The 14,825-nt window shown below is 29.1% G+C and carries 16 protein-coding genes and 1 pseudogene; 10 read left to right on the top strand and 7 right to left on the bottom strand.

Features of this window, described 5'->3' with window-relative positions; translation table 11 throughout:
- Both QM495_RS09125 and QM495_RS09120 read left to right on the top strand, forming a co-directional pair.
- A pseudogene (locus tag QM495_RS09125) lies at positions 1–208 on the top strand (ATP-binding protein); the annotation flags it as partial.
- Between the two features lie 78 nt (positions 209–286).
- Complete coding sequence (locus QM495_RS09120) at positions 287–1,132, top strand: ATP cone domain-containing protein (RefSeq protein ID WP_408671798.1); 846 nt, start codon at positions 287–289, stop codon at positions 1,130–1,132.
- Positions 1,133–1,153: 21 nt separating this feature from the next.
- Here the strand turns inward: QM495_RS09120 and QM495_RS09115 are convergent, their stop codons facing one another.
- From QM495_RS09115 to QM495_RS09100, 4 genes are all read right to left on the bottom strand, one after another.
- Positions 1,154–1,864, bottom strand: coding sequence for a LytR/AlgR family response regulator transcription factor (locus QM495_RS09115; RefSeq protein WP_408671797.1), 711 nt, complete (start codon positions 1,862–1,864; stop codon positions 1,154–1,156).
- The gene (locus tag QM495_RS09110) at positions 1,839–2,678 is read right to left on the bottom strand and encodes a sensor histidine kinase (RefSeq protein WP_408671796.1); all 840 of its coding nucleotides are present in this window, start codon (positions 2,676–2,678) and stop codon (positions 1,839–1,841) included. Before QM495_RS09110 ends, QM495_RS09115 begins: the two co-directional genes overlap by 26 nt.
- Positions 2,679–3,085: 407 nt before the next feature.
- Positions 3,086–4,069 (bottom strand): Kelch repeat-containing protein, encoded by a 984-nt coding sequence (locus tag QM495_RS09105; protein WP_408671795.1) that lies wholly within the window; start codon positions 4,067–4,069, stop codon positions 3,086–3,088.
- An 11-nt stretch (positions 4,070–4,080) separates the two neighbouring features.
- Positions 4,081–4,914, bottom strand: coding sequence for a DUF6268 family outer membrane beta-barrel protein (locus tag QM495_RS09100; RefSeq protein WP_408671794.1), 834 nt, complete (start codon positions 4,912–4,914; stop codon positions 4,081–4,083).
- Between the two features lie 267 nt (positions 4,915–5,181).
- Between QM495_RS09100 and QM495_RS09095 the strand changes: the two genes are divergently transcribed.
- The 4 genes from QM495_RS09095 (at position 5,182) to QM495_RS09080 (ending at position 9,914) form a co-directional block, all read left to right on the top strand.
- Positions 5,182–6,483 (top strand): hypothetical protein, encoded by a 1,302-nt coding sequence (locus QM495_RS09095; protein ID WP_408671793.1) that lies wholly within the window; start codon positions 5,182–5,184, stop codon positions 6,481–6,483.
- 9 nt (positions 6,484–6,492) lie between these two features.
- Positions 6,493–7,728, top strand: a complete 1,236-nt coding sequence (locus tag QM495_RS09090; RefSeq protein WP_408671792.1) for an OmpP1/FadL family transporter — start codon at positions 6,493–6,495, stop codon at positions 7,726–7,728.
- A 117-nt stretch (positions 7,729–7,845) separates the two neighbouring features.
- Complete coding sequence (locus tag QM495_RS09085; protein WP_408671791.1) at positions 7,846–9,060, top strand: aminotransferase class V-fold PLP-dependent enzyme; 1,215 nt, start codon at positions 7,846–7,848, stop codon at positions 9,058–9,060.
- A gap of 92 nt (positions 9,061–9,152) precedes the next feature.
- Entirely contained in the window at positions 9,153–9,914 is a 762-nt protein-coding gene (locus tag QM495_RS09080) for a CDP-alcohol phosphatidyltransferase family protein (RefSeq protein WP_408671790.1), read from the top strand.
- A gap of 441 nt (positions 9,915–10,355) precedes the next feature.
- Here QM495_RS09080 and tnpA read toward each other — a convergent pair whose 3' ends face one another.
- A complete protein-coding gene (gene tnpA / locus QM495_RS09075) occupies positions 10,356–10,802 on the bottom strand; it encodes an IS200/IS605 family transposase (protein ID WP_408671789.1) in 447 nt (148 codons plus the stop codon).
- Between the two features lie 106 nt (positions 10,803–10,908).
- On the opposite strand from tnpA, the gene QM495_RS09070 reads away from it, so the two are divergent.
- From QM495_RS09070 to QM495_RS09060, 3 genes are all read left to right on the top strand, one after another.
- The gene (locus QM495_RS09070) at positions 10,909–11,475 is read left to right on the top strand and encodes a hypothetical protein (protein WP_408671788.1); all 567 of its coding nucleotides are present in this window, start codon (positions 10,909–10,911) and stop codon (positions 11,473–11,475) included.
- A gap of 178 nt (positions 11,476–11,653) precedes the next feature.
- The gene (locus QM495_RS09065; protein ID WP_408671787.1) at positions 11,654–12,721 is read left to right on the top strand and encodes a zinc metalloprotease; all 1,068 of its coding nucleotides are present in this window, start codon (positions 11,654–11,656) and stop codon (positions 12,719–12,721) included.
- A gap of 77 nt (positions 12,722–12,798) precedes the next feature.
- Entirely contained in the window at positions 12,799–13,206 is a 408-nt protein-coding gene (locus QM495_RS09060) for a hypothetical protein (RefSeq protein ID WP_408671786.1), read from the top strand.
- A 2-nt stretch (positions 13,207–13,208) separates the two neighbouring features.
- Here the strand turns inward: QM495_RS09060 and QM495_RS09055 are convergent, their stop codons facing one another.
- Positions 13,209–13,841 (bottom strand): viroplasmin family protein, encoded by a 633-nt coding sequence (locus QM495_RS09055; RefSeq protein ID WP_408671785.1) that lies wholly within the window; start codon positions 13,839–13,841, stop codon positions 13,209–13,211.
- The gene (locus QM495_RS09050) at positions 13,834–14,403 is read right to left on the bottom strand and encodes a phosphoribosylglycinamide formyltransferase (RefSeq protein WP_408671784.1); all 570 of its coding nucleotides are present in this window, start codon (positions 14,401–14,403) and stop codon (positions 13,834–13,836) included. Before QM495_RS09050 ends, QM495_RS09055 begins: the two co-directional genes overlap by 8 nt.
- Positions 14,404–14,585: 182 nt before the next feature.
- Here QM495_RS09050 and QM495_RS09045 point away from each other — a divergent pair, with 182 nt between their 5' ends.
- Positions 14,586–14,822 carry an acyl carrier protein gene (locus tag QM495_RS09045; RefSeq protein WP_408671783.1) on the top strand — a complete coding sequence of 79 codons (237 nt, stop codon included), beginning with the start codon at positions 14,586–14,588 and terminating at the stop codon, positions 14,820–14,822.
- Positions 14,823–14,825 lie beyond the last annotated feature (3 nt).

Raw genomic sequence — 14,825 nt, 5'->3', positions numbered from 1 at the left:
TTTAATAAACCAGCCCAAAATTATTATGTGCGATGAGCCTACTGGTAATTTAGATAGTAAAAATACAAGTATTGTTCTTGAAACATTTCATCAATTATCACAAGAGTTAGGGCAAACCATTATTGCCGTAACCCATGATAATGATTTTGCTGAAGCATCAAATAGAATTATTGAAATGGCTGACGGGAAACTTATCCACAATATTTGACAATATTTTTAATTGATGTTGGAGAGATAATAAATAATTACAAACCAAATTAAGGAATACTTAACAAAGTAAAAAGATATGGGTAATCAAATAATAACCATTAAAAAAAATTCTGGAGAATTAGAACCTTTTTCGTTTCAAAAACTTCAAAATTCGCTGCAAAGAAGCGGTGCTTCTACAGAAGTGACTCATAAAATTATTGAATGTATTAAACCTAAATTGTATAATGGTATTAGTACCAAAGAGATTTACAGCAATGCCTTTTCACTACTCAAAAAACACAACCGATTACACGCTTCAAAATTCAGCCTAAAAAAAGCCATTTTTGATTTGGGTCCAACAGGATACCCTTTTGAACGACTGGTTGGTGCTTTACTAAAGCAAAAGGGATTTAAAACAAAGGTTGGTATTATTTTGCCTGGTAAGTGTGTAACTCACGAAATTGATGTTTTAGCAGAAAAGGATAGTTATACTTACGCGATAGAATGTAAATTTCATTTAAAACCTAATCATGCAAACAATGTAAAAATTCCCTTATATATTAATTCTAGATTTTTAGATATCCAAGAACAATGGAATAAAAACCCTCAAAAAACTTCGTTTTTAAAACAAGGATGGATAGTAACCAATACTAAATTTACCGAAGATGCAATTAACTACGCTAAGTGTGCAGGGCTATTATTATTGAGTTGGGATTATCCTAAAAATAATGGAATTAAAAATAACATTGATGAATTTGGGTTATATCCTATCACCGTTTTAACATCATTAACCAAGCGAGAAAAAAAATTACTCATTGAGAATGACGTTATTTTAACAAAAGAACTCCTTGAAACTTCTATTATTTTAAAAAAGATTGGGTTTTCTGATGTGAAAGTTAGAAAAGTACTTTCTGAAGCACAAAATTTATGTGATTTAAATTAAAATTATGCCTTGTTTAATTTATTAACCTCCTATCCTTCTAATAAATTCATCTTTATAATTTTGACCAATAGGTATTCTAATATTGTCTATAAGTATTCTGTTTCGTTGAACAGAATTGATATACTTTAATGAAACTATATACGATCTATGTACACGTATAAATGCATCACTTGGTAATTTTTCTTCGATTTTTTTAAAATTACTTAAGGTTAAAATAGGCTTATGTGAAGTGGAAAATATTTTTATATAATCCTTTAATCCTTCAAAGTATTTAATGTCTTCAAAATTTAATTTGATGTTTTCGTAATCAGATTTGACAAAAATAAAATTTGGAGAGTTTTGAGTTTGTACAACTTGTTTAGGTTCTTCATTTTTTAACAAATAAAGCTCTTGAGCCCTATTTACAGCCTTCAAAAACCTATGAAAAGGAATAGGTTTTACTAAATAATCTACTGCATTTAAATTAAACCCTTCAACTGCATAATGCGAATAAGCCGTAGTGAAAATAAATAGTGGCTTTACATCTAATGATTTTACAAACTCAATTCCAGAAAAATCAGGCATTTCAATATCTGTAAAAATTAAATCAACTTCATTTGTTTGCAGAATTGTAGATGCTTCAATTGCATTGGAGCAAGAAGCAACTAACTTTAAAGCAGGAACTTTAGAAACAAAATCTTCTAATAATTCAACTGCTAACGGTTCATCATCTATTATTAAACATTTCATCATTTTTTAATTTTAACAATAATTCTACTTTATACAAATTCTCTAATTCTTCAATTTTTAACGTATGGGAATTAGGATATAATAAATTCAATCTACTTTCAATATTTTGTATTCCAAATCCTGAATTTGGATTGTTTTTTTCCTTTAAGGAAATATAGTTATCTACTCTCAATGTTAAATTGCTTTCTTCAACTATAATTTTAATAGTAATGTTTGTTTTTCCTGTATAGTCAGTTCCATATTTAAAAGCATTTTCAATAAATGAAATCAGCAGAAGAGGCTCAATTTTTTGATTTAAGTTTCCATAAACATTAAATTTTACACCACTAGAATCTTTTAATCGTAAATTTTGTAGAGAAATATAACTTTTAATATAATCTATTTCCTTTTGTAAAGACACAAATTCTTTATCCGTTTCATAAATCATATAGCGCATTAGTTCAGATAAGGTAATAATGGCTTCAGTGGTGGCTTCCGATTTTTTATTTGCCAATGAATAAATACTGTTTAAAGTATTGAATAAAAAATGTGGATTTAACTGAGATTTTAAAAATGACAATTCCGCATTTATCTTTTGTGTTTTAATTAAGTTTTTAATTTTTTCATTTTTGTACCATTCTATAGATAATTTAATACTTAAACTAATTCCGAATAATAAAAAAATAACTATTCCTTGAATAAAGCTTAGAAAAAATATTTTTTTTGACTCTATAGCATTGTACTCATTTTCAAACTTCAGCAATTCGTGTTGATTACCAAATCCATCCATTAAAGGTATTGAAGGTAAAATGTTTTGGTACACAAAAATAAAAAACATTATAAAAGCCAAAGACACAAATGCATATAGCCTAATTTTTTTATCTAGCAACAACTTGGGAACCAGAAAACTATAGTTTAAATAAAAAATAGCAATGTTTAAAAATAATCTGTAATAAAAAAAGTCATCAATAGGGAAATAATTAAACTTATTATAAAGAGTACTTAAAATAAGTAAGATAATTATTAACCAACACAGTATGTGGATTATTAGCGGGTTTATATTTTTTAAATTTAATTTCAATTAAACTATTCTTATTTTAAACAAATCTAGTAAAGATTACTTACAAACATGTTCATCCTTAAATTTAAAGCTCATTCCGTTTAGGGAATTTAATTTAAAGTTTAGGAGCTAAATAAAATTATATTTAGCTCCTTAAACAAAAATCAAAACTCAATCAACTACAATTAATCATTGTCTTCTACAATTTCATCAGGTCTATATTCCCAAATATCATCAAAATAATAACTTCCACTTCTTCCCATTAGAACAAAGGCCTTATCACTAAATGAAAATGCAGATGCGTCTTGACGTGCCGTTCCTTCATAATTAGGTTGTTCTTCCCATATATCGGTTATAGGGTCATACTCCCAATTTACAGTTGTTAACCCTCCAGCTTCTCCTGTCACAAAATATCCTTTTCCATTTAATGAGAATGAAACACCACTACTTAATAAGATTGAATAATCTTCATCCTCATCATCCAAATCTCTTAAACGAGTCCAAATTTCTGTTGCTCCATCAAAGGCGTGAAAGTCATTTTCATAGGCTCCATTATGAATTCCTGATCCTAAATAGGCAGTCTCTCCAATTATAAATACCGTGGCATCTTTACGCTTTTCTCCTCCAAAACCAATAGACAGTTCCCAAGTATCGCTAACATCATTATAACTCCAAAAATCTTTTAGCTCGCTACCATCGTAACCAGTACCAATATATCCCTTACCTGACACTGAAAATCCAACAGCTCCATAACGAGCAGTCCCAGCAAAATCGGCTTTTTGAGTCCATTGGTCTAATACAGGATCGTATTGCCAAAAATCCTTTAATTCATTATCTCCGTCATATCCTGTTCCAATATATCCTTTCCCATTCAATGCAAACCCAACAGCACCACTTCTTGGAATCCCTGGAAAATCGGCCTTTTGTACCCAATAATCGCCTTCCGAATTATATTCCCAAGTATCATACAAATAATCATCACCATCATATCCAGTTACTAAATATCCTTTGTCTCCAATTACAAATGCCACTGAGTTTCCTCTAGCATAACCATCAAAAGTTGAACTTTCAACCCAATTTCCATAATCATCATCATCATCTGAACAACCTATTATAGTTACCATAAAAAGCACCGCAATTATTTTTAAATACATTTTTTTTGATTTCATATTATTCTGTTTTAATTTTTCTTATTTAATAATTCAAATTTTAAATTTAAGCCTACAAACAAATTATTTTTTGTCTCAAATTCATAGACACTATCATTCCCATTTAACAAATTGTATTTTGATGAAATTTGATACCCTGCATTTATAGATATATTCCAAAAATCATCAATTTGATGTAAATAATTAAATCCTGATATAACTGTTGTGTACTTTGCTTTTTCGGCTTCTTCCGAAGAATCAAGAATTATATTGTTACTTATATTTGAATAAAATCCTCTAGGTTTTATATATAGATTCAGCTTATTATATTTTGAAAAAGTATACTCCAATTTGGTTTCTGGCATTCCTAATGTGTATGAAAAGGTATCTGAAACTTTTCTTGAATAACTTAACACAGGAATTGGGGTGTTCATACCAAATCCTGAGTTATATGCCAACCCTAATCGTAATTTACTACCATTATTTACCTTCATAAAAACCAAACTCCCATTTATAAAAACATCATTTGATGTTATATTAGAGTCAAAATTTGAAGATATTGTTGGAGCTATTCGAGCTTTAAACTTCCATGTTTTATTAATGTTATTTAAAAATCCTATAGCGTATTTTATAGTTTTAAAGTTTTCAATAGTACTTGTATTCAAACTTATTTCAGAATTATAATCTATCTTATTAGTTGAAAATGACAAGCTATTTAGAAGTACACCTTTTTTTAGTTTTACTGGGAAATTAATTTTAATAGCGGTATTTTTGAATCCAATAGAGTTCTCGTCATTTAAAGTTGAATTAAATTCAACATTTAACAACTCTAAATTTTGTGCATTCATTACATTCAAAACACTCATTAAAAAAATTACTACTACACTAAAACGCATAAATCAATTTCTAATTAGACTTCAAAAATATTTAATAAAAATGTGTGCTAAACAGTGAAATAGACAAATCAATCATTTTTATCTACATAGGTTTAAATAATCTCTATTAAATAGTAAATTGACTGATTATTAGCATTTTAACATATTATTAACTTTTTTGTAGATACAATTTAGATGCTCATCTATTTTAGTACACTTAACGTATTTCTTTAAAATACATTTACACAAAAAACAAGAATGAGAAATAGTTTTATACTACTTTTTTTAAGCTTCATCATATCTATTTCATGTGATGATGATTTAAAAACATACCCAGTTGGAGAGGATTTTGTTGATAGTGATATATCAATCAAAGTCATTGATACTTTTTCCCTAAAATGTGGAACATTTATGCTAGATTCAATTGTAACTTCAAATACAAACAGAATATTAGTAGGAAGTGTAATTGATACTAATTTAGGCCATTTAACTTCGCAAAGTTATTTAAAATTACAGGCAACCTCTTTTGATATTGATGCTTCTGCTAGATTTGATTCTATTGGTTTTGTGTTAAATTATGACACTTACTATTACGGTGATACAACGGTAACACAAAACTATAAGATACATCGTGTTACTAAAATAATTGAACCTGATGAGGGTGTTAGCTTATTCAATACCTCATCATTCCCTTTTGATAATGAAATATTGGGAGAATTAAGTTTTACTCCAAAGCCTCATAAAAATACTGATTCACTTTATATTCCAATAAAATATGACTTGGGAAAAGAAATTTTTGACAAAATAAAATATAATGAAATTAACAACTACGATGATTTTGAGCAATTTTTTAATGGAGTTACTATTATTCCAGATATGACTCTAGACAGTCATGTATTAGGGTTTCAATTTACTTCAACTGGTTTGAGCAAAAATTCTGGCATGCGTATTTATTACACTATTGAAGATGATGATAATGAAAATAACGATTATACACTCAATTTAAATGTGGAAGCTTCTCAACAATTTAATCACGTAGAAAGCGACCGTTCGAACACACAATTAGAAGGTTTATACACTTATGAAACCACAATATCAAGTTCCTTAACTAATAATTTAATATATGCACAAGGGGGAACTGGCATATCGGCACGAGTTGAAATACCTTATCTTGAAAACTTAAAAAAACTATCCGAAAATGGAACTGTTTTAGATGGGCAACTTCTATTTTATCCTTTAAAAGGAAGCTATAATGAGAATAACCAGCTAGAAGAATCTTTAAACATCTATATTGTAGATCACAAAAATAGGATTATAAGAGAACTTAATTCATGTGCTTTACTAAGCAACAAAGAGAATAATGAGTTTGATCAAAAAACTTTTTATACCGTTGATTTAAGTCTTTATATAGAAGAAATTTTAAACGCTACCTATACTTTAAACTATGCATTAATGTTTCAATTTTCTGATTACAATAAAACTGTAAATAGAATTCTAATAGAAGGTAATAATGTCGAAGAATTTAAAATGAAGTTAACGGTCAGTTATTTAACCTATTAATAAAATATAATGCTTAAAAAACTTATTATTGGTGTCCTTTTATTAATTAGTACAATTTTATGGGCACAAAATGACACTAGTTCTCCATATTCTTTATACGGGATAGGTGTTGAAAACAAAACTTCATTTGGAGGATTTACAGCTTTAGGAAATACTGGTTTGGCTCAAAAAACAACACTACAAATCAATAATTTTAATCCAGCAAATTTAGCAAACATCCCTCTAGGTTCTTTTTTATATGAAGTTGGTGTTAACGGAACCTATTCTAATATTAAAACTAATGAAATAAGCCAAACTAATAATAATTTTAATTTTTCTCATTTGGTTTTAGCGTTTCCAGTTACCAAAAACTGGGGAATGAGTGTTGGTTTAATGCCATATAGTAAAGTTGGATACGATATTGATATTGAAAACCCAATCGAAGGCTCTACCGAAACTTTCTTTACAAGTATTAATGGTTCTGGAGGACTAAACAAATTGTATTGGAGTAATGGATTTAAACTAAAAAGCAACTTGTCAATTGGTGTTGAACTTGTTGGTTTATTTGGATCAATAAATCAGGAACAATGGGTTCTTATGGGAGAGAACACAACATATTTAAACGATAAAAATGTTTACTTTAGTTTTGGTGTAAATGCTGGAATACAGTATTCTTTAAACAATTTATTAGGAACCAAAACCACGCTTGGCACAACGATTAATTTACCAACTGTTTTACGTGCTGCCGAAGCTTCTGTTGGAACAAAATCTAATGCGATAATTTCAAGTGAGTTCAACCAAAACGCAGACGACTTTAATTTACCCTTAAAAATTGGAGTTGGGATAAGTTCACAAATCAATAAAAATCTGTTGGTAAATGTAGATTACAGAAAAAATTATTGGGCTGATTCAAACCAATTTGACAATAATTCGTCGTACAAAGACCAATCGATTTATGGAATTGGCTTTGAATTTAAACCTTCCGCAAATCTAACTAGTTATTGGAACAACGTAAAATATAGAGTTGGTGCAAATTATGATTCAGGCTATTTAAACATCTCCAACCAAGATATTAACAATTACAGTTTTTCTTTAGGTATTGGGCTCCCAACCTCCAAAAATAGATTTTCATCAATCATAAATATAAACTATTCTTATGGGAGAGAAGGAACTACATCTAAGGGATTAATACAAGAAAATTTCCATAAACTCACATTAAATTTAAGTTTGGTTGGTAATTGGTTTCAAAAATTAAAAATTTATTAAAAGTGTTATGAATACCAATTGTAAATTTATCTTATTATAAAAAAACAACTTCATAATTTCTATAAAAAATACACTCATTTTTGTACTTTTGCATTTAGAATCATTCTAAAATAGATAATGATAGATATTAAAAAAGTTCGTGCCGATTTTCCAATTTTAAATGAAACAATAAACGGTAAACCATTAGTTTATTTAGATAACGCGGCTACAAGCCAAAAACCACAAGTTGTAATTGATAGCATTGTAACTTATTATTCAACTTTTAATTCTAATATTCATAGAGGAGTTCATACATTAAGTCAAAAAGCTACAACTGCTTATGAAGAAGCTAGAATAAAGTTTCAACAACATTTCAATACAAAAAAAGCCTATGAAATAATTTTTACTGCAGGTACTACACATAGCATAAATATAGTTGCAACTGGTTTTACTTCACTATTAAAAAAAGGAGATGAAATTATAGTTTCAGCTCTTGAACATCATTCAAATATTGTTCCTTGGCAAATGTTATGTGAACGTACAGGAGCAATTTTAAAAGTAATTCCTATGACCAATGAAGGAGAATTACAAATGGATGTGTATGATAAATTACTTTCAAACAAAACAAAACTAGTATTTGTAAATCACGTTTCAAATGCATTGGGAACTATAAATCCTGTAAAAGAAATTATAGACAAAGCACACAAAATTGGTGCTGCTGTTTTAATTGATGGTGCACAATCTTGTCCACATATTAAACCTGATTTACAAGAATTAGATGTAGATTTTTATGTGGCATCTGCACACAAATTATGTGGTCCTACCGGAGTTGGTATTCTATACGGAAAAGAAGAGTGGTTAAATAAACTACCGCCATATCAAGGTGGTGGAGAAATGATTAAAAAAGTGACATTTGAAAAAACTACGTATGCTGATTTACCTCATAAATTTGAAGCTGGAACACCAAATATTGCAGGTGTAATTGCGTTTGGTGTTGCAATAGATTATTTGAACAATTTAGGGTTTGATAACATTGCTACTTATGAAGAAAATTTATTAGTATACGCAACAAAAAAATTATTAGAAATTGAAGACTTAAGAATTTATGGTACTTCTAAAAATAAAACAGCCGTAATTTCATTTAATATTGGCAAAATTCATCCTTTTGATATTGGAAGTATTATAGATAAATTAGGAATTGCTGTTAGAACAGGTCACCATTGTGCACAACCAATTATGGATTTTTATAATATTCCAGGTACCATTAGGGCTTCCTTTTCTTTTTACAACACTTTTGAAGAGATTGACCTACTATATGAGGCGCTCATAAAAGCAAAGATGATGCTTAGTTAGTAAATAAAATATATATTTACAATTATTACAACATGTGCTGTTTTAAAGTTTAGGAAACTAAGTTATTAAAAATGCTCAGTAAAAAAAGCACAATGTCTAAACTACCTAAAGAATATAAATTTCTCGACCTTTCAGATTATGGGAGATTTCCAGCAAAAATTATTGCCAACTCAATAAAAAACACATCGCTTACTCCAATTCATGTCACTATTGGTTTTATTATTTCAGGATTAATTTCAGTTTATTGTATTTTATATCATCATTTTTGGACTGCTGCTTTTTTCTTAATTTTAAAATCAATTTTAGATGCTGCAGATGGTGAATTGGCTCGTATTAAAAAAATACCTTCCTACACCGGTCGCTATTTTGATTCAATTGCTGATATTATTTTAAATTTTATAATTTTTATTGCACTTTGGTACATAACGAACACTTCTTTTATTTATGCTATGATTGCTTTTTTTGGAATACAGCTTCAAGGTACTTTATACAATTATTACTATGTAATTCTTAGAAATAAATATAATGGCGATACTACAAGTCGAGTTTTTGAAGATAGCACTCCAATTGCTTTAACTGGAGAAAAACAACGAACAGTTACTATCTTTTTTTTCATTTACAAAATACTTTACGGAAGTTTCGACAAAATAATTTATGCTTTAGACAAAAAGGCATCTCAAAGTAATCCTTCACCAAATTGGTTAATGACAGCAATTTCAACTTTTGGTCTAGGCTTTCAATTGCTAATTATTGCCACTATGTTAGTTTTAGGTTGGAAAGTATATATCATTCCATTTTTTATTTATTATTCGCTTATGATATTTGTATTTATAGGGATAAGAAAACTGTTATAATTAACCTTACTGCTCTTTTTTTTTCTTTCTGATTAATAACCTAAAATTAATAGATTACAAACTTAAGATGCGCATAAAAAATAGCTTGTTTTTGATTAATAGAAAAAATTAAACTAAATTTAAACCTTAATAAAAAGCTATGAAAATTCCGACTTCAAACTCGCAACTTTTCATGCTCTAAACCGTTGTGTGTAATTCCCCACATCACGAAATCGAAATTAATTTCTCTTGCTAACGACAATGTGCGGTCAGAAAAATTAGAGAAAAAGAGTAGATTTGAGAAAAATATAAAACACTGAATATCAACAACAAAATTTGACGTTAGTCTCAATTATCGCTGAGAAATGAAAATTTAAAAATATAGTGCGACAACTCAAAAAGTTTAGGAATTTATAAGAACAAAGAGAATAATGAACTACCTCGACCCAAGGGTACGAGGTATCAAAACAACTTCAACTGTGAAGTATGTATCTTTTCATAGTTTTGATTATTTCCTTGTCCTTGTACATATTTCTTAATAACTTCCTCATTTCCATATTGACCAACTGTGTTAATATAATAACCACTTGTCCAAAGCTTTCCTCCCCATAAAAGGCTTTTTACTTCTGGGTGTAACCTGAAAATTTCTCTTGCTGTCAAACTCTTAATCGTATTTGCTATTTTTTTAGTAGACATCATAGGAATGCTTTGAATCAAAAAATGAACATGGTCGTCATCACATCCTATTTCTAAAAAATGTATTTCATAACGTGCCGATATTTCTAAACATATATTTCGTAACGTTTGAGAAACTTCTGTCGTCAAAACCTTTCTTCTATATTTTATAGGACAAACTAAATGATACAACAACAAACTTTTATTATGACTCTTATGAATATGCTCACTCATAATGCCAAAATTACATATCTTTACGCTACACCCGACGCTTGCGTCGGGGAATTCTAACGATTAAATATTTTTATTATTGGTTAATATTATGAAAACAAATTTTAGAATGAAAGAGATTAAATCCTACCTAAAAGAACTTACAATAGTTACAATTGGTGTTTTGATTGCATTAATAATAAGTAATTTTAAAGAAAATAATCAAGCAAGAGATTATTATAATTCCTCAATCGAAACAGTAAAAAATGAAGTTGAAGTAAATAACTCTATTTTGAAAAATATTATTGAAAGCCAGACCAGATTGCTAGATACAATTAACAAACATAGTGCTGACCATATTACAATAAGTGACTTGATTGTTGAAAAAGGAGGAGGATTACCAGTTGCCACGCTGAATAATTTAGGTTTGGAATTTTATAAAAACAATCAGCTTAATTCAGTTGATTTTGAGATGATGTCTAGTCTCATTAGAATGCAGTCTATTTCAAGAATTATTGATACGAAAATGGAAAAACTTATGGATTTTGTGTATCCAAACCTTTTTGTTGATTCAGAGGAAAGTAAGAAATTAGTTAGCCTTTATTTAAATAATGTATTAAACAGTGAGATTCAATTAATGCATACCTACGAGGATTTTATTAATGAATATGTTGAAAACAAAAACAATACAGAATAAAAACTACACACTTAAGATGTACATATTAGTGATTAAAAGTTTTATTTCTTTACAATAATCACAATATTTTCACATTTTTGTTTTTGTTTTTATTGTTTTTTAACTTTTATTTAATACATTCGGCCATCTTTAATTAAAGATAAATCCCTTTTATTAACCAAAAATAATCAAATTAACAATGAAAAAATTGATTCTTTCTTTTGCAATTTTAGCGCTAGCTATTGTTGCTTGTCAGCCAAGTTCTGACGAAGTAGTACCAACTCAACAAACTGCTCAAATTGACATGAGCGACTTTTACGTTTACACAGATGCTGGTGTTTCAAAAGTTTCAAGTGAAGCCAAAGAAGACAAATGTCAAAGCATGCAAGTTTTAAACAGACAATTAAAAGAAAATCCAGGGTTGGAAAACCGTATGTTTGCTATTGAAAAACACACAAGAACTTTTATCGCTGGTAAAAAACCTTCTGGAAACCCAGGTGGCGGAAATGGTGGTGGTGGTGGAACAACTCCTCCTCCAACTCCTTATACTGGTACAATAACTATTCCTGTAATAGTTAACATTTTAGAAGATTCAGCTCACCCAGTAACTCAAGCTAATATTGATTCTCAAATCGCCATTTTAAATGATGATTATAACAATAACAATGGTAATACGAGTGGTGTACCTGCAGAATTTGCAAGTTTAATTGCAAATGCAGATATTACTTTTACATTGGCTGCAGTAAATAGAAAAGCTTCTACCAAATCAACTTGGGGAACAAGTAACGCTATGAAAGATGCTAGCCAAGGTGGTTGGGATGCAACTGACCCTGCTCACAATTTAAACCTTTGGGTTTGTGAAATTGGTGGTGGAATTTTAGGATATGCACAATTTCCTGGAGGTGCTTTAGCAACTGACGGCGTTGTAATTGGTTCAGATTTTTTAGGTGAAAATACCGCTGGAGGGCAATATGGACACGGAAGAACAGCAACTCACGAAGTTGGCCACTGGTTAAACTTACGTCATATTTGGGGAGATGGAAGATGTCGTCAAGACGATTTTGTTACAGATACTCCAAGTTCTGATAGATCAAATTACGGGTGCCCATCTTATCCAACAGTTCATTGTAAATCTAATGATATGACAATGAATTATATGGATTATACAGACGATAACTGCATGTATATGTTCTCTAATGGTCAAAACGATAGAATGAGAGCTATATTTGCTTCTGGTGGATCTAGAGAAAGCTTTGTGCTTCCTTAATCCTATCATGAAAAGATATAAAAAAAGGAGCAATTCGCTCCTTTTTTTATATCTTTAAATTACTAAAATCAATTAAAATGAAATTACTCAACATTTCGTTACTATTTTTATTAGCCTTCAGTACTTCTTGTCAAAGTCAAGAAAAAAAGAATACTCTCATGTTAAATTATAAAGCTCAAACAAGAGGTTATTTATATCAAATTCAATTGGAAAACAATTCAATTGAAATTAATAACAATAACACTATAAAAACAGCTGCTTTAGCTAAAAGCCAACTAGTTAAAATTAACAGTTTGTTGAAAGTTATAAATTTTAAAGAAATTGAAAATAATATTTCAATAAATGATTTAGCCGTAGATAGGGCTATAAAAGGAGTATTTAAACTTCATTTTAATAAAATTTTATACGAATTTGAATTTAATCACAATAAGCTCCCAAAAGAGATAAAACAGCTAATACAACTACTTGAAGAATTCGCTCAATAAAATTATTTTCTACCAAAATCTGCAGGAATTTCGCCCCAAGCTTTTGTTTCCCACTTCAATATTTTAGTAGTGTAATTGTTTACTTTCAACCATTTTTCTGCTCTTTTAACCAAATCAAATAACGGTTTATTTTCAGCCGTAATTGGTAAATTAGTTCTACACTGTCCTTTTTTTACCCAGTTAATTGCAATTTTAGAGTCAGAATAAATAGGGTAAGTACTATTTTTTTGTTTCAACAACCCTAATCCATGTACAAGCGCTAAAAACTCTCCAATATTATTAGTTCCTTTCTTAAAAGGCCCTTGAATAAAAAATTGCTTTTTAGATTTAGTATCAACACCTCTATACTCCATTTTACCAGGGTTTCCGCTACAAGCAGCATCAACAGAAAGTGAGGGAATTATTGGTTGTCCTATCAATTTTAATTCTTCAGAAGAAAGCTGCATTTTTTTAGTGTCTTTCCCTATATAATCTTCATAATTTCCTTTAAAAGCAACTTCAGCATTTTTTTTTGAAGCAAAAGATTTATACTGTGCACCTTTAAAATCGGTTATATTTTTTTTACACACATTCCAAGAGGTGAACACACCTACTTTATGTCCTTTCCATATAACGTAAAACTTTTTTTTAGCCATTTTTCAATATAATATTCTCAATAATTTTAGGGAAATTCTCTTGTTCTAAGGTATAAATTTTTGCAGCAACATATTCAGCGGTATCACAAACTAACACCTCAACACTTTTTTGAAAAATAATGGCTCCTTCATCATAATTTTCATTCACAAAATGAATTGTAATACCCGACTTTCTCTCTTTATTTTCAACTACAGCCTTATGAACATTCATTCCATACATTCCTTTACCTCCAAATTTTGGCAATAATGCAGGGTGAATATTAATTATTTTATTAGGGAAAGCATCAATAATAGTTGAAGGTATTTTCCATAAAAATCCTGCTAAAATAATATAATCAGCATTTAATTTTAAGTTATTTAACACTTCATTATTCGTATAAAAGCTCTCTCTATTAAAACTAGCACAGCTCACATTTAATCGCTCAGCTCTTTCTAATACTCTAGCATTCTCCCTATTAGAAAGTACTTGAACAACAGAAATTGAATTACTATTTTTAAAATACTTTATAATATTTTCGGCATTTGTACCCGAACCTGAAGCGAGTATTATAATACGTTTCATTAGTTTCACATTTAGTTCTGTTATTAAACAAATAAACAAATTTTTAACAACTTTTACGGCTTAAATAAAAAAACTTTCTATAACTTTAAAACTCAATAACTATCTTTTATTAGGTAAAAGATTTTCATTTCAATAAAGTTTTATATTTTTGCGCAGTAATTAAATTTAAAATACAAAAAATTATGTCAGACATTGCATCAAGAGTTAAAGCCATTATCGTAGATAAATTAGGCGTTGACGAAAATGAAGTAACAATCGAAGCTAGCTTTACTAATGATTTAGGAGCAGACTCACTTGATACTGTAGAATTGATTATGGAATTCGAAAAAGAATTCGATATTCAAATTCCAGACGACCAAGCTGAAAACATAGGAACTGTTGGCCAAGCAATTAGCTATATAGAAGAAGCTAAAAAGTAATTC

The organism is Lutibacter sp. (genome assembly GCF_046055765.1).
Classification (GTDB): Bacteria; Bacteroidota; Bacteroidia; order Flavobacteriales; family Flavobacteriaceae; genus Lutibacter.
Note: the sequence above shows the minus strand (reverse complement) of the source record. Positions and strands in the feature narration are given on the sequence as shown.